17 protein-coding genes are annotated in these 15,772 nt (G+C 63.9%); 5 read left to right on the forward strand and 12 right to left on the reverse strand.

From position 1 onward, the window contains the following. Window positions 1–1,493: dihydroxy-acid dehydratase (ilvD, locus tag Q1J79_RS19445; protein WP_300303892.1), on the reverse strand; the 1,493-nt coding region annotated here is incomplete at its 3' end. Window positions 1,494–1,617: 124 nt separating this feature from the next. Beyond that, complete coding sequence (locus tag Q1J79_RS19450; protein ID WP_300303848.1) at window positions 1,618–2,493, reverse strand: YihY/virulence factor BrkB family protein; 876 nt, start codon at window positions 2,491–2,493, stop codon at window positions 1,618–1,620. 107 nt (window positions 2,494–2,600) lie between these two features. Between Q1J79_RS19450 and Q1J79_RS19455 the strand changes: the two genes are divergently transcribed. Then, complete coding sequence (locus tag Q1J79_RS19455; RefSeq protein ID WP_300303850.1) at window positions 2,601–2,984, forward strand: hypothetical protein; 384 nt, start codon at window positions 2,601–2,603, stop codon at window positions 2,982–2,984. A 72-nt stretch (window positions 2,985–3,056) separates the two neighbouring features. Further along, window positions 3,057–3,977, forward strand: coding sequence for an AEC family transporter (locus tag Q1J79_RS19460; protein WP_300303853.1), 921 nt, complete (start codon window positions 3,057–3,059; stop codon window positions 3,975–3,977). Between the two features lie 9 nt (window positions 3,978–3,986). Here Q1J79_RS19460 and era read toward each other — a convergent pair whose 3' ends face one another. The 9 genes from era to folK form a co-directional block, all read right to left on the reverse strand. After that, entirely contained in the window at window positions 3,987–4,913 is a 927-nt protein-coding gene (gene era, locus Q1J79_RS19465; RefSeq protein WP_300303856.1) for a GTPase Era, read from the reverse strand. Beyond that, window positions 4,910–5,659, reverse strand: a complete 750-nt coding sequence (rnc, locus tag Q1J79_RS19470; protein ID WP_300303859.1) for a ribonuclease III — start codon at window positions 5,657–5,659, stop codon at window positions 4,910–4,912. Before rnc ends, era begins: the two co-directional genes overlap by 4 nt. A 7-nt stretch (window positions 5,660–5,666) precedes the next feature. Further along, window positions 5,667–6,458, reverse strand: coding sequence for a signal peptidase I (gene lepB / locus Q1J79_RS19475; protein ID WP_300303862.1), 792 nt, complete (start codon window positions 6,456–6,458; stop codon window positions 5,667–5,669). Window positions 6,459–6,527: 69 nt separating this feature from the next. Next, complete coding sequence (gene acpS, locus Q1J79_RS19480) at window positions 6,528–6,962, reverse strand: holo-ACP synthase (RefSeq protein ID WP_300303865.1); 435 nt, start codon at window positions 6,960–6,962, stop codon at window positions 6,528–6,530. A 12-nt stretch (window positions 6,963–6,974) separates the two neighbouring features. Beyond that, a complete protein-coding gene (locus Q1J79_RS19485; protein ID WP_300303868.1) occupies window positions 6,975–7,727 on the reverse strand; it encodes a pyridoxine 5'-phosphate synthase in 753 nt (250 codons plus the stop codon). Between the two features lie 19 nt (window positions 7,728–7,746). Further along, complete coding sequence (gene pyrE, locus Q1J79_RS19490) at window positions 7,747–8,334, reverse strand: orotate phosphoribosyltransferase (protein WP_300303871.1); 588 nt, start codon at window positions 8,332–8,334, stop codon at window positions 7,747–7,749. Between the two features lie 23 nt (window positions 8,335–8,357). After that, a complete protein-coding gene (locus Q1J79_RS19495; RefSeq protein ID WP_300303874.1) occupies window positions 8,358–10,529 on the reverse strand; it encodes a bifunctional (p)ppGpp synthetase/guanosine-3',5'-bis(diphosphate) 3'-pyrophosphohydrolase in 2,172 nt (723 codons plus the stop codon). A gap of 133 nt (window positions 10,530–10,662) precedes the next feature. Further along, entirely contained in the window at window positions 10,663–11,049 is a 387-nt protein-coding gene (gene rpoZ / locus Q1J79_RS19500) for a DNA-directed RNA polymerase subunit omega (protein ID WP_367183030.1), read from the reverse strand. A gap of 116 nt (window positions 11,050–11,165) precedes the next feature. Continuing rightward, window positions 11,166–11,675: a 2-amino-4-hydroxy-6-hydroxymethyldihydropteridine diphosphokinase gene (gene folK / locus Q1J79_RS19505; RefSeq protein ID WP_300303877.1), complete on the reverse strand. Its 510-nt coding sequence runs from the start codon at window positions 11,673–11,675 to the stop codon at window positions 11,166–11,168. A gap of 96 nt (window positions 11,676–11,771) precedes the next feature. On the opposite strand from folK, the gene Q1J79_RS19510 reads away from it, so the two are divergent. Together Q1J79_RS19510 and Q1J79_RS19515 are read left to right on the forward strand one after the other, a co-directional pair. Continuing rightward, window positions 11,772–12,443 (forward strand): NYN domain-containing protein, encoded by a 672-nt coding sequence (locus tag Q1J79_RS19510; protein WP_300303880.1) that lies wholly within the window; start codon window positions 11,772–11,774, stop codon window positions 12,441–12,443. A 17-nt stretch (window positions 12,444–12,460) separates the two neighbouring features. Further along, window positions 12,461–13,099 (forward strand): uracil-DNA glycosylase, encoded by a 639-nt coding sequence (locus Q1J79_RS19515; protein ID WP_300303883.1) that lies wholly within the window; start codon window positions 12,461–12,463, stop codon window positions 13,097–13,099. Window positions 13,100–13,124: 25 nt separating this feature from the next. Here Q1J79_RS19515 and Q1J79_RS19520 read toward each other — a convergent pair whose 3' ends face one another. Next, window positions 13,125–14,708 (reverse strand): ABC transporter substrate-binding protein, encoded by a 1,584-nt coding sequence (locus Q1J79_RS19520; protein ID WP_300303886.1) that lies wholly within the window; start codon window positions 14,706–14,708, stop codon window positions 13,125–13,127. Between the two features lie 70 nt (window positions 14,709–14,778). Between Q1J79_RS19520 and Q1J79_RS19525 the strand changes: the two genes are divergently transcribed. Then, on the forward strand, window positions 14,779–15,772 hold a 994-nt coding region (locus tag Q1J79_RS19525; RefSeq protein WP_300303889.1), incomplete at its 3' end, for a M81 family metallopeptidase.

The raw sequence follows: 15,772 nt of genomic DNA on the forward strand, positions 1-15,772 counted from the left end.
ATCGGCCCGCCGACCGCCGCTTCCGGCCCGACATGGCCGACGCAGAAGCCGCGCGTGCCGCCCGAGAAACGGCCGTCGGTGATCAGCGCCACCTTCTCGCCCATGCCCTGGCCATAGATGGCCGAAGTGGTGGAGAGCATTTCGCGCATGCCCGGGCCGCCCTTCGGGCCTTCGTAGCGGATGACGATCACGTCGCCTTCCTTGTACTTCTTGGCCTGCACGGCCTCGAACGCGGCCTCTTCGCTGTCGAACACGCGGGCCGGGCCCACATGCTTCAGCCGCGCCATGCCGGCCACCTTCACGATGGCGCCGCGCGGCGCCAGGTTGCCCTTCAGGCCCACCACGCCGCCGGTCGGCGTGATCGGGTTGGTGATCGGGCGCACGACGTCCTGGTTCTTGGGGAATTTCACGCCCTTCAGGTTCTGCTCGATGGTCTTGCCGGTCACGGTCAGGCAGTCGCCATGGATGTAACCGCCCTTCATCAACTCGTTCAGCACCACCTGCACGCCGCCGATCTCGTACATGTCCTTGGCGACGTAACGCCCGCCGGGCTTGAGGTCGGCGATATAGGGCGTGGACTTGAAGATCTTGGCCACGTCATCGAGGTCGAATTTGATGCCGCATTCATGGGCGATGGCCGGCAGGTGCAGCGCGCCGTTGGTCGAGCCGCCGGTGGCGGCCACCACGCGGGCGGCATTCTCCAGCGACTTGCGGGTGACGATGTCGCGCGGCCGGATGCCGAGCTTGATCAGTTCCATGATCTGCCGGCCCGAGGCCTCGGCATACTGGTCGCGGGTTTCATACGGCGCCGGCGCGCCGGCCGAACCCGGCAGGGCCAGGCCGATGGCTTCCGATACGCAGGCCATGGTGTTGGCGGTGAACTGGCCGCCGCAGGACCCGGCCGAGGGGCAGGCCACGCATTCCAGCTCGTGCAGGTCCTTCACGTTCATCTTGCCGGCGGCATGCTGGCCCACGGCCTCGAACACGTCGACCACGGTGACGTCCTTGCCCCGGAACCGGCCGGGCAGGATCGAGCCGCCATACATGAAGATCGAGGGCACGTTCAGGCGCACCATGGCCATCATCAGGCCGGGCAGCGACTTGTCGCAGCCGGCCAGGCCCACGATGGCGTCGTAGCAATGGCCGCGCACGGTCAGCTCGGTGGAATCGGCGATCACCTCGCGGCTGACCAACGACGACTTCATGCCCTGGTGGCCCATGGCGATGCCGTCGGTCACCGTAATGGTGGTGAATTCGCGCGGCGTGCCGCCGGCGGCCTTCACGCCCTTCTTCACCGCCTGCGCCTGGCGGCCCAGCGTGATGTTGCAGGGCGCGGCCTCGTTCCAGGTGGTGACCACGCCGACGAAGGGCTGGTTGATCTCCTGCTCGGTCAGGCCCATGGCGTAGTAATAGCTGCGATGCGGGGCGCGCTCGGGGCCCACCGTCACATGCCGGCTCGGCAGGTTGGACTTGTCGATTTTCCCGCCCTTCATCACGGCGCCCGTACGCTTTTTCGCCGGGGCTTTCTTGGTCTTCTTGCTCATTGGCTGGTCCCGTCCTTGGCAAACTAAAAACCGGACACGGAGCATAGCCAGCGGGCTGGCGGCGGGCCAGAGCCTAGGAGGCGCCTGCGGCCGGTTTTTTGACGCTTCTGCGCCGCAGCAGGGCGGCATTCACCTCGGCACCGAAAATGAACAGCACGGCCGAGGCATAGAAGAAGACCAGGGTGACGATCACCCCACCCAGGCTGCCATAGGTGGCGCTGTAATTGCCCAGCCGCGCCACGTAGAGCGAGAACAGCCCGGCCAGGATCAGCCACAGCACCGTGGTCGCCACCACACCGGGCAATAGCCGGCTCCACGGCAGATGCCGGCCGGGCAGCCAGCGGTGCAAAGCCAACAGGCCTGCCGTCAGCACCAGGGCGGCGACGCCATAGCGGAACAGAACGAAGGCCCAGCGTTCGGCATTGCTCAGGGGGAACAGCCAGAGCAGGCCCTGCCAGATCAGCGGTCCCAGCACGATCGCCACCGACAGCAGGATGAACACGAACCCGCCCAGCAGGATGGCCCCCAGGTTGCCCAGCCGGATCAGCCACCAGGGCCGCGGCTCGCTGAAGCCATATGAACTGTTCAGTGCGATCCGCAATGCATCGATCCCGCTGGAGGCGACCCACAGAGCGCCGATTAGGCCCAGGGTCAGCAGGCCGCCATCGCGACGCGCCAGCACTTCATGGATCACCGGGCCCAAAGTGGCCCCGACATCCTCGGGCAGCAGATCCAGCATCGCCTGCACGGAAGCGAGGCTACCGCCATATTCCCCCAGGAAGCCGGTCAGGAAACCAGCCAGGGCGGCGAGGAAGATCAGGAAGGGAAAGATCGCCAGCAGGCCGGTATAGGCGATATGGCCGGCCAGCTCGAAAGACAGGCTGTTCACCATGGCGCGACCCGCGCCATACAGCACTTTCCCGAAAAAGACCGTCCAGTTTCGCAACATGGTAAACATTCTCGCCGTGCCGGCCCACTTCAGGCAATGCCCGTTAAGGATGAAAAAATTAACCCGTCTTTAATGTTTCTTAATGATGTTTTGACAAGGTTTGAAACATGGGCATGCAAGCCGAAATCGTCGTCCCCCGCTATGTCGTCCTCACCAGGATGGCCGACAGCTGGGTGCCGCGTGCCTCGCTCAGCAATGCCGACAGCGCCGAAGCCGAAGCCTTCCGCTGGCGCCGCATCTACGGCCCCGCCCGCACCAAGATCGCCGAGTATCTGGTGCCTGAACAGGGCGGGCTCAATCGATCCACCGCCATCACAGTCCCAGCCATACCTGTCCCGCCAAGCACGCCGATCCGTGGTGCGCTGCCCGTCCAAGCGGCCGGCGACGGCATCGGCTGGTACGATGCCGGGCTGCGCGCACTGGCACTCTATCTCGGTTTCGGCTTCGCCAACCGGACAATGGAACTGCTGATCCTGCTGGCGACGCCGTAAGCGGATCGGTTTCCGGCAGAGGCGGCTTCCGCTACAGTCGGGCAAAACGCGCCTCGCCCGAGTCCTCCTTCCATGCTCACCGTCGTCTTTGCCATCATTCCGGTTTTCCTGCTGATCGCCATCGGCGGCGCGATGAAGCGCGGCAACTTCCCGGGCGATGCCTTCTGGCCGCTGGCCGATAAGGTGACCTATTTCATCTTCTTCCCGGCCCTGCTGGTCGACAACCTGAGCAGCGCCAAGCTGGGCGATTTCGACCCCAGCGGCATGCTGGGCGCGCTGTTCGCCGCCCTGCTGCTGCAGGCTGGTCTGGTCTATGCCCTGCGACCGCTGGCAAAGGTGAACGGCCCAGGTTTCACGTCGCTGTTCCAGGGCGTGGTGCGTTTCAACACCTTCGTTGGCCTGGGCGCCGTGGCGGCGCTGGAAGGCGGCGCCGGCATCACGCTGTTTGCCGTGACCATCGCGCTGGCGATCCCGACCATCAACGTGATGTGCGTGCTGACGCTGGCGCGTTATGGCGACCACGGCCAGAGCACCAGCTTCAAGGGCCAGGTGATGTTCCTGGCCAAGAATCCGCTGATCATCGCCTGCTTGGTTGGCATCCTGATGAACGTGGCCGACCTGTCGCTGCCGCCCGGCATCGCGCCGGTTTTCAAGATGCTGGGCAGCATGGCAGCGCCGATGGGCCTGCTCACCGTCGGCGCCGGTCTACAATGGGAAGCGGCAAAAAGCGCCGGCCGCGCCGTCGGCATCGCCTGCGTGCTGAAACTGATGGTCTATCCGGTGGTGCTGTTCGGCCTCAGCCGCCTGTGGGGCCTTGGCCCGCTGGAAACCAAGGTGCTGGTGCTGTGGGGCACCATGCCGACCGCCAGCGCCAGCTACATCCTTGCACGCCAGATGGGCGGCGACGCGCCGATGGCGGCCGCCATCGTGACGGCCAGCACCATCCTGGCCTTCGTCACCGTGCCGCTATTCATGCTGATGGTCGGCGTGTAGCCGACCGGATTACTTTTTCGGAAAATCGAGGCCCATCGCCTCGTAGCGCTCCGGGTCGTCGCCCCAGTCCTCGCGCACCTTGACGAACAGGAACAGGTGCACGCGGCGCTCGAACTGCTCTTCCATGATCTTGCGGGCGAAGGCGCCGATCCGCTTGATCATCTGGCCGCCCTCGCCCAGCACGATCTTCTTCTGGCCTTCGCGCTCGACATAGATCACCTGGTCGATGCGGGCGGAGCCGTCCTTCTGGTCTTTCCAGTTCTCGGTCTCGACCGTGATCGCGTAGGGCAGTTCGTCATGCAGGCTATGATAGACCTGCTCACGGGTGATCTCGGCGGCCAGGAAGCGCATCGGAACGTCAGCAAGCTGGTCTTCCGGATAAAGCCATGGCCCCGCCGGCATGCGGCTGGCCAGATCGCGGCGCACATCGTCGACGCCGGTTCCCTTCTGGGCCGAGATCATGAAAATCCGCTCGAACGGATAGGCCTCGCTGAGCATTTTGGCCAGGCCAAGCAGCTTCTCGCGCGGCACGGCATCCACCTTGTTCAGCGCCAGCAACACGTTGGGGCGCTTGCGATTGTTCAACGCCTCGACGATGGCGCGGCTCTCATCGTCGTAGCCCCGCTCGGAATCGATTAGCAGCAGCACGGCATCGGCATCGTCGACGCCGCTCCAGGCGGCATTGACCATGGCACGGTCAAGCCGGCGCTTTGGCGTGAAGATGCCCGGCGTGTCGAGAAACACGATCTGGGTGTCGCCTTCCATGCCGATGGCGGTGATGCGCGCCCGCGTCGTCTGCACCTTCTTGGAGACGATCGAGACCTTCGCGCCAACCAGCCGGTTCAGCAGCGTTGATTTTCCGGCATTCGGCGCGCCGACGATGGCGACATACCCGCAATGGGTCGCCGCCGGGGAATCCGTTTTCTGGTCGCTCATTTCTTTCCGTTTTCAAGCCGGCCCAACAACCGGCCGGCCGCTTCCTGCTCGGCAGCACGCTTGGAACCGCCCTGTCCGCTTTCCGGGTCACCGCTGCCCAGACGCACCGCCACGGTGAAACGCGGCTCATGCGGCGGGCCTTCCTGGCTGACCACGTCGTATTTCGGCGCCGCCATGCCACGCGCGGCCGCCCATTCCTGCAGGGCGGTCTTCGGGTCCTTGGCTGCGCCGCCGGTAACCTCATCCAGCATCGGCACCATGTAGCGGCGCACGAAGCGTTCGGCCACCCTCAGGCCGCCATCAAGATAAAGCGCCGCCACCACGGCCTCGCAGGCATCGGCCAGGATGGCCGGCTTGCCAGCGCCGCCGGAATCGCGCTCGGAACGCGAGAGCTGGATGAAATCGCCCAGGTCGAGCGACTGGGCGAAACGCGCCAGGCTTTCCTGCTTGACCAGCGCGTTATAGCGCAGGGCCAGTTCGCCGGCTTCGGCCTGGGGGAACCGTTCGGCCAGCAACGTGGCGACGACAAGGCCCAGCACGCGATCGCCGATGAATTCAAGCCGGTTGTAATCCCGCACCACCGGCACCGCCTCGGCGGTTTTCTGCCGCGCCGATTTGGCCCGGCTGCGCCGCGGATTGGCCGAAGGATGCACAAGGGCCTCCTCCAGCAGTCTCGGATCGGCGAATTTATGGCCGAGCGCCTGCTGCAACACGTCGAGAGGTGATTTCCGCGTTTCGGCCGACACGCCCGCCTCAGTCGATGCCCGTGAACATCCGGTTCCAGCGCAGAGCGCTGAACCACGTCCACGGCTTCAACAGCGAGGCCGTAGGCTCGATCGAAATCCAGCGCAACTCGGCGCGGCCGATCAGATGATCCGCCGGCACATACCCGACGCCGCCGACTTCCAGCGCCACGCGGCTGTCCTGCGAATTGTCGCGGTTATCGCCCATCATGAAATAATGGCCGGGCGGCACGGTGTAGACGCCGGTATTATCGCTGCCACTGTAGGCATAGAGATCCAGCGTGCGGTAGGTGACCGCCGGCTGGCGGCCATCGCCGGGCAGGGTCTCTTCCCATTGCTGGTTGCGCTCGACCAGGTTGCCGAAACGGTCGCGGCGTTCGAAATCCTCCACGCGGCGCCGTTTCACCGGTTCGCCATTCAGGTACAGCATGCCTTCGCGCATCTGGATGCGGTCGCCCGGCAACCCGACCAGACGCTTGATGTAATCCACCGATGGGTCATGCGGCCAGCGGAACACCACGACATCGCCGCGCTTGGGCGCCGAGCCCAGGATGCGGCCCTCGAATATCGGCGGGCTGAACAGCAGAGAATACTTGCTGTAGCCATAGGCGTATTTGGAGACGAAGACGTAATCGCCGACCAGCAGGGTCGGCAGCATGGACTCGGACGGGATGTGGAACGGCTCGTAGGCGAAGGTGCGGATGCCCAGCGCGATCAGCACGGCGTAAACGAGGGTCCGGAGGCTGTCCCAGAGTTCTCCGCCACGCGCTTTCGGCTTCGCCACCACTTGCTCCCGATCCATATAAATCAATCCCTTACGACCGTTTTGCCCCGGCCGGGGCTGCATCAAGCCGGCAACCGGCCGGTAAAGTCAAGCACCCGAACCGGTCGGCAATCCAGGGGGTAATATCGGCCTTGCCGTGATGATGACAATGGCCTGGGCGAGCGGCGGCTCGTCGGTCAGCGAGACGTCGATCTGGGCTTCGTGGCCGGGCGGCAGGATGGCCTGCAGGCGGGCCAGCGCCCCGCCGGTCAGGGCCATGGAGGGCTTGCCGCTGCGCAGGTTGATCACCCCCATGTCGCGCCAGAACACCCCCTTGCGGAAGCCGGTGCCGAGCGCCTTGGAGCAGGCCTCCTTGGCCGCGAAGCGTTTGGCATAGGATTCGATGCGGGTGAGCTGGCGGCGCTCGGAGCGCGCCTTCTCGACCGGCGTGAAGATGCGGTCGAGGAAGCGGTCGCCGAAGCGGGCAATGGTCTGCTCGATACGGCGGATGTCAATCAGGTCGGAGCCGAGGCCGATGATCATCAGGGCATCCGGTCAGGCCGTCCGGCCGGTGACGCCGCGGGCGTCGTTCATTAGGGCGCGCATGCGGCGGATCGCGCTGTCGAGCCCGCTGAAGATCGCCTCACCGATCAGGAAATGGCCGATATTGAGCTCGACGATGCTGGGGATGGCGGCCACCGGCGTAACAGTATCAAAACTCAGGCCATGGCCGGCATGGCATTCCAGGCCGAGCGTTTTGGCATGGGCTGCCGCATCGACGATGCGCTGCAGCTCGGCGGCCTGAACCTCGCCTTCGGTTTCGCAGTAGCGACCAGTATGCAGCTCCACCACCGGCGCGCCGAGCGCCTTGGCCGCATCGAGCTGGGTTTTGGAGGGCTCGATGAACAATGAGACGCGAATGCCGGCGGCCGATAGCTTGTCGATCATCGGCGCCAGATGGGCACGCTGTCCGGCGGCATCGAGACCACCTTCCGTGGTGCGTTCCTCGCGCCGCTCGGGCACGATGCAGCTGGCATGCGGCCTGTGGCGCAGGGCGATGGCCAGCATCTCTTCGGTGGCCGCCATTTCCAGATTGAGCGGCAGATCGATCTCGGCCATCAGGCGATCGATGTCATTGTCGGAGATGTGGCGGCGGTCTTCGCGCAGATGGGCCGTGATGCCATCGGCGCCGGCAGCAGCAGCCTGTTTCGCGGCGCGTACCGGATCAGGATGACGGCCGCCGCGCGCGTTGCGGATGGTAGCGACGTGATCAATGTTGACGCCGAGACGCAGGATCCGCGAAGTCATCGCCATTCCTCTCTTTTCTTTACGCCAAACCGCGCGAACCCGGCTTCACCGCCGGAAGTTTCTGCAGCTCGGGCGGCAACTCGTCTTCGCGATAGGCCGGAACCTTGAAACCGCAGAGCGAAAACAGCGGCACGCCGAGGTCAACCTCGCCATCGGAACGGTCGACGATGCAGGACGCCGCCACGGTCACGCCGCCATGAGCCGCGATGCAATCGATGCATTCACGGCTGGATTTGCCGGTGGTGACGACGTCTTCCGCCATCAACACGCGAGCGCCCTTGGGGATATCGAAGCCGCGCCGCAGGGCGAACTTGCCATCCACGCGCTCGGCGAAGATGGACGGCACGCCAAGCTGGCGCGCCAGCTCGTAGCCGACCACGACGCCGCCCATGGCCGGCGAGCAGACCAGATCGACCGGCTTTGGGCCCAGCTTGGCGCGGATATTGTCGGCCAGCGCCTTGCACAGGGCCTCGGCGCGTTGCGGATGCATCAGCACGCGGGCCGACTGCATGTAGACCGGGCTGTGCAGGCCCGAAGTGAGCAGGAAATGGCCTTCCAGCAACGCGCCGGAGTCCCGGTAATGCTGCAATACGTCCTCGCGGTTCATCTGGCTCCGTTTCTCTCTGCTGGTCAGCCCTTGGCGCGTTCCACCGAGCTGATGCTCGGCGTGGCGCGCAGGGCGGCGATGATGTTGGTCAGGTGTTTCACGTCGCGCACCTCGATATCAACGAACATCTCGAAGAATTCCGGGCTGCGGTTGGTGATCTTGAGATTGGTGATGTTGCCCTTGTGCTTGGCGATGATGGTGGTGACCGCGCTGAGCGCGCCCGGCTCGTTGTTGATCACCAGGCTGACGCGGCCGACATGGCCATGGGCCTTCTCGCCTTCCGACGGCGAATCCCAGGCCAGATCGAGCCAGCGCTCGGGCTGTTCGGCGAACTGCTCCAGCGCGTCGCAGTCGATGGTGTGGATCGTCACGCCCTTGCCGGTGGTGACGATGCCGACGATGCGGTCGCCGGGCAGCGGATGGCAGCAGCCGGCGAAATGCATCGCCATGCCCGGGATCAGGCCACGGATCGGGATGCCACCGCCCTTGCCATGTTCCGCGCGATGCGGTCGCGGCAGCGGCGGCGCCTTGTCGGCCTCGTCCTGCTTCTGGCCCGGAAAGACGATGTTGAGCACCTGCCGCGCGGTGAAATTGCCCTCGCCGACACCGACATAGACATCGTCGGCCGAGCGCAGCTTGAGCACCTTGACGGCCGGCTCCAACGCCTTTTCCGAAGCGGTGGCGTCGTGCTCCCGGAAAGCCTTGACCAGGATCGCCTTGCCCAACTCGTGATACTGGCCGCGCTGCTGCTGGCGGATGAAGCGGTTGATGCAGGATTTGGCGCGGCCGGATTTGACGAAATTCAGCCAGGTCGGGTTCGGCGCCGGCACCTTGGAGCGCAGGATATCGACCTGGTCGCCATTGCGCAGAACCGTGCGCAGCGGCACCACGCGGCCATTTACCTTGGCGCCAACGGCGGTATCGCCGACATCGGAATGCACCGCATAGGCAAAATCGACCACGGTGGCGTCGCGCGGCAGGGCGATCAGGTCGCCCTTCGGCGTGAAGCAGAACACCTGATCCTGAAACATGTTGAGCTTGGTGTGCTCCAGGAACTCTTCTGGATCGGTGGTCTGCTCCAGGATTTCCAGCAGTTCGCGCAGCCAGCGATATTGCCGCGCTTCCGCCTCCGGCGCGGCCTGGCCGTTATGCTTGTACTGCCAGTGCGCGGCGACGCCCAGGTCGGCGATATCGTGCATTTCCTGGGTGCGGATCTGGATTTCAATACGCTTGTTTTCCGGCCCGATCACCGTGGTGTGCAGGCTGCGATAGCCATTCTGCTTCGGCGTCGAGAGGTAATCCTTGAAGCGGCCGGGTACCGATGGCCAAGTCTGGTGCACGACGCCGAGCGCGTGATAACAGGCCGCAATATCATGCACCACGATGCGGAAGGCCATGATGTCGGAGAGTTGCTCGAACGCGATGTTCTTGCGCTGCATCTTCTCCCAGATCGAGAATGGCCTTTTCTCGCGGCCCGAGACCCAGGCTTCGACGCCGTTCTCGGCCAGCGTCCGCTTGAGTCGGTCGGCGATCCGGTCGACCATGCTGCCGCCTTCGCTGCGCAGCTGATCCAGGCGGGCGATGATCGAGGCGCGGGCATCGCCATTCAGCTCGGCGAAGGCCAGGTCTTCCAGTTCCTCCTTCAGGTCCTGCATGCCGATCCGATCGGCCAGCGGGACGAAGATTTCCATGGTTTCCTTGGCGATGCGCCGACGCTTGTCCGGGTCCTTGATGAAATGCAGCGTGCGCATGTTGTGCAGCCGGTCCGCCAGCTTGACCAGCAGCACCCGGATGTCGTTCGACATCGCCAGCAGCAGCTTGCGAAAATTCTCGGCCTGACGCGTGCGGTCGGACTGCAGCTCGATGCGCGACAGCTTGGTAACGCCATCAACCAGGCGCAGCACGTCGCTGCCAAAATTCTTCTCGATCTCGTCGGGCGTGGCGACGGTGTCTTCCAGGGTATCGTGCAAAAGGCCGGTGGCAATCGCCGTGCTGTCCAGCTTCATGCCGGCCAGGATGCCAGCCACTTCCACCGGATGCGAAAAATACGGGTCGCCCGAGGCGCGTTTCTGCGCCCCGTGGGCTTTCATCGAGAACACGTAGGCACGGTTCAGCAGGTCCTCGTCCGCCGCTGGATCGTAGGCGAGGACTTTCTCCAACAGCTCAACCTGACGCATGACACGCGGACGCATCATTCCTGCCCCGTTCTCCGCCTCCGGCAAACGGTTGTACATAAAGAGTTATTTTGATCGAAAAACCGGCGGGGACAAGCCCGCCGGCGGCAGAATCCAGGGAAATCAGCCCTGCAGGAAACGCAGGGCGTCCGGATCAAGCCTCGTCAGCTTCCTCGGCGGCTTCCGGGCCCTCATCGCCCTCGCCTTCCTCGATCGACATGCCCTCGGCGAGGTCGTCGTTCTCCTGCTGCACGCCGGCCCATTCGCCCGACTGCATCAGGGCGGCCATGTTGTCCTCTTCCGGCTCGTCGACTTCGACATGCTTCTGCATGCCGCCGATCATGCGCTGGCGCAGGCCCTCGATATCGACGGTTTCGTCGGCGATCTCACGCAGGGCGACCACCGGGTTCTTGTCATTGTCGCGATCGACCGTCAGGGCGGCGCCCGACGAAACGGCGCGGGCACGCTGGGCCGCCAGCAGAACCAACTCAAAGCGGTTCGGGATCTTGAGGACGCAATCTTCGACGGTGACGCGGGCCATGGTTTACCCTCGGTAAAATCGGCAGCGGAAAACGGGAGCGCGCTTATTAAGGGCGATTCCCGCCTGGTGCAAGCCTCTATAGAAGCAGAAAACACCCTCAAACCCCAAGAAAATCCTTATAACTTACTGATTTTAATGGGGTTTGCTTTTTCGATCAGGGTGTCGATCCGGCTGCCGGAGCCGGGATGGCGCCAATCAGGGGCGATTTCCTGCAGCGGCAGCAGCACGAACAGCCGCTCCTGCAGCCGCGGATGCGGCAGAAGGGGCGCGCCGCCCTCGCCGCCGCTCAACCGGCCCTGATAGTCGATCAGATCGAGATCGAGCGCCCGCGCCGCCCAGCGCTCCTGCCGGACGCGGCCAAACGCCGCCTCGATCCGATGCAGCAGCGCCAGCAGATCGGATGGCTCGAGCATGGTCGCGGTCTCGACGACGCCGTTGATGAAATCGGGCTGGTCTGACACCGGCTGCGCCTGTGACTGCCACCATGAGGAGCGTTTAAGAATTCGAACACCCTCGTGCGCGAGAATCTGCAAAGCCGCTTCAAGCGTGGCGCGTGGCGGTCCATGCCGGGAACTGGGCAGGTTCGCCCCCAACGCCACAAAGATGCCGGATCGATCACTTGCCATGATTTTATTCTTGCCTTAGGCGTGTCGTCGCCGCACAAAGGATTACATAAGACGTTACGGTCATTGAACCCAAGTCTATATAACAAGGAATAGATCATGAAATTCTATACGCAGGAGCGCGTGGCGCTCTTCATCGATGGCGCGAATCTGTATTCCGCAGCCCGCAGCCTGGGTTTCGAGATCGACTACCGCCGCCTGCTTGATTCCTTCCGCAAGGAGTCGCATCTGGTCCGCGCCTTCTACTACACGGCGCTGGTCGAGGATCAGGAATACTCGCCGCTGCGGCCGCTGATCGACTGGCTCGACTATAACGGCTTCACCATGGTGACCAAGCCGGCCAAGGAATACACCGATGCCATGGGGCGCCGGAAGGTGAAAGGCAACATGGATATCGAGCTGGCCATCGACGTGATGGAGATGGCGCCGCATATCGACCATGTTGTGCTGTTCTCCGGCGACGGCGATTTCCGCCGCCTGGTCGAGGCCGTGCAGCGCAAGGGCGTGCGCGTCAGCGTGGTCAGCTCGACCAAGACACAGCCGCCGATGGTGGCGGATGAGCTGCGACGCCAGGCCGATACCTTCATCGAATTGCAGGACCTGATGCCCAAGATCATGCGCGATCAGGCCGCCCGCGATCATTCACGCACGGCCGGCGTACATGCCACGCTGCGCAGCGGCCAGGGCAATGTCGCGCCGTCCAGCCCGGCTCAGGCAATGGACGATTTCGACGAAATCGACACGGCCGATCCGCGCAAGCATTTGCGCTGAGCCACGTCCCCGCCCCGATGACCACAGCCGTCCAGCCGGGCCACGATTGCCCGCTCTGTCCGCGCCTCGCGCAGTTCCGTGACGCCAACCGCCAGGCCTATCCGGGTTTCTTCAACGGGCCGGTCCCGCCCTGGGGCGATACCGATCCCGCCCTGCTGATCGTCGGGCTGGCGCCCGGACTAAAAGGCGCCAACCGTACCGGCCGACCCTTTACCGGCGACTATGCCGGCGACCTGCTCTACAGCACGCTGATCAGATACGGCTTCGCCAAAGGCGTGTTCCGCGCCGATCCGAATGACGGCCTGCAACTGGTGCGCTGCCGCATCACCAATGCGGTGAAATGCGTCCCGCCGGAAAACAAGCCGACGCCGGCGGAAACCAAAACCTGCCGCACCAATTTCCTGATCGGCGAGATCGCCGCGCTGAAAGGCCTGAAAGGCATCCTGGCGCTGGGTCAGATCGCCCATATCGCCGTACTGGATACGCTGAAGATGAAACGCGCGGCGGCGCCGTTTGGCCACGGCTCGGAGCACAAGCTGCCGGGCGGCGTCACGCTGTTTTCCAGCTATCACTGCTCGCGCTACAACACCAATACCGGCCGCCTGACCGAGGCAATGTTCCACGCGGTATTCGACAGGATCGCCGCCGCCGTCTAGTCGACGACGACGGCAAAAATCCGCATCAGGCCTTTGGTTTCATCATCAATGCATTGAAGCGGCGTTCCGGACGCGGCGTGATCACGATCTCGCGCTTGCTGGCCATTTCCGCGTTGGGATGGAAAACCGGAATGATCGCCTGCGCGTCCATCGACATCTCGATCGCCTGCTGTACCAGCAGATTGCGTTTGGCGGCATCCATTTCCGTCTGAGCCTTCTCGATCACGGCATCAATGGCCGGATCGGAAAACTTGGTCCGATTGGCGGTGCCGTAGCCGCCGCCCGGCGTATGGATCAGAACGCGCGGGCCGATGGAGGCATTCTCCATGCCATACTGCGCCATGAAGGCAGAATATTCCTGCTTGGTCGCCTGGCTGAAGAAAACCGTGCCCGGCAGCGCCTCGACATTGACCTGCAGGCCCAGCCGGGTCCAGGCCTGGCCGATGGCCTGGGCGATATCCTTGTCCTTCGGGTAGCGATCATTCGTGGCATGCAGCGTGATCTTGAAGCCGTTTTCATAACCGGCCTCCTTCAACAGCGCCTTGGCACGCTCCATATTGACCGCTTCGACCTTCAGCTTCGGGCTGGTGCCTTCAAACCATGTCGGCAGGAACTGCGATGCCGGAACGCCCGACTTGTCCAGTATTCGGTCGACGATCAGTTGGCGGTTGATCGCCAGCGATAACGCCCTGCGCACCCGCCGGTCCTTCAGCGGGTTTCCCTTCAGCGGCGGCTGGCCATCCTTGGCAGAAACAAACGGACTCTCGTCGCGCACCGCGTCCATGGCGATATACTGCACGGTTGCCGCCGTGCCGCTTGTGACCGCGAAACGCTTATCCTCGCGGATGCGCGGCAGGTCTATGGTGGGAATTTCGTCGATGGCATCAAGATCGCCAGATAACAGGCCGGCAATGCGGCCGGCATCGCTCTTGATCACCCGTTCGGTTACGCGCGCCCAAGGTTGCGCCGCTCCCCAGTATAGTGGGCTACGATCCAACACCAGATACTGGCTGTTGACCCATTCCGCCACCTTGTACGGGCCCGTGCCGATAGCGGCGGCGCCGGAATTGAAATCCGCGGTACTTGCCGCAACATGCTTCCTGGAGATGATGAAGACGCGGGCCAGGTCATTCGGCAGGCTCGGCGTCGGCGCATCGGTGCGGAAGCGGATGCGGTGATCGCCCAGCTTCTCGCTGGATACGATGGCGCGCGTGAAGAACGTAAAGGGGTTCGGGCTATTCGGCACCTTCGGCACGCGCTCCAGCGTGGCGAGGACATCGTCGGCCGTGAACGGCGTGCCGTCATGAAACTTCACGTTCTGCCGCAGATCGAATTCCCAGGTCAGAGCATCAACGCTGCGCCACGCAGTCGCCAGACCAGGCTGCAAGCGGAGTTGCTCATCATATGACAGGAGGGCGTCGAATATCGTGCTGTGCGATGAACCCTGCGGAAAGCCATTGAAGAAATGCGGGTCGAGCGTGTTCAGCTCGAGCTTGGTGCCGATCCGCAGATGCGTGCCGGCTTGCGCGAAACCACGCGAAACCAAACTGCCGGCAGCCAGCACTGCGAACGTGCCCCCCATGAACAGGCGCCGCGATACGATAGTCATCCCCTGCATCCTTCCTTTATGATTTTACTGTGGTCATTATTGGGCGTCGCAAGGAGTCGGGTGTCAACACATGATGCGGTCTGAAACCATAACGTCTGGTAATACATCTTCGGCGCGGCCACGCATTGCGGTCGGTGGCTTCATGCTGGAAAGCAACGGGCATGCGCCAGTTTCGACCCGCGAGGAATTCGCCGCCAATGTGCTGCTGGAGGGCGGCGCGCTGCTGACCGACCTGGCCGATAACAATCCACGCAGCCCAACAACCCTGACCGGCTTTGCGGCCGCCATGACCATGAGCGGCCCATGGGAATGCGTGCCGTTGATCATGGCGGCCGTGGGCGCTTCCGGTCCGGTTGACCAGGCGTTTTTCGATTGGGTGATCGAACGCCTGCGCCTGCATCTGCGCAATGCCGGCCCGCTGGATGGCGTTTTCCTGTCGCAGCATGGCGCTGCAACCGCCACAGGCGACATCGACCCTGATGGCACCGTCTTTCGCGTCGTGCGCGAGATCGTCGGACCGGACGTGCCGGTCGTCGCCACGCTCGATCTGCATGCCAATGTCAGCCTGGCCATGGTCGATGCGGCCGATATCCTGGTCGCCTATCGCTGCAACCCGCATACCGACATGCCGGACCGTGGCGCCGATTGCGCGCGCCATCTGCGCGCCATGCTGGCGGGGATGAAACCGCATGCCGCCTTCGTCAAGTTGCCATTCATCCCGCCCTCGACCAGCCAGAACACCAAGTCTGGGCCCTATGCCGATGTAATCGCCTACGGCCAGTCGCAGGTCAAAGATGGCGTCATCGACGTCTCGGTGTCTTCCGGCTTCACCCTGGGCGACACGCCGAAAAACGGCATGTCGGTGATCGCTACCGCCACCGATCCTGCCAGGGCGAAGGCTGTGGCGCGCGACGTCGCGGCGTATGCCTGGTCGCAACGCCAGCGCTTCATCACCCGCCTCACCCCGCTGCAGGACGCCACGAGCATGGCACTGGCCTGCGGCCGGGATGCGGCCCGGCCCGCGCTACTGTTCGCCGACGTGGCCGACAATCCCGGCGGCGGCG

It is taken from the genome of Ferrovibrio sp. (genome assembly GCF_029255545.1).
Classification (GTDB): Bacteria; Pseudomonadota; Alphaproteobacteria; order Ferrovibrionales; family Ferrovibrionaceae; genus Ferrovibrio.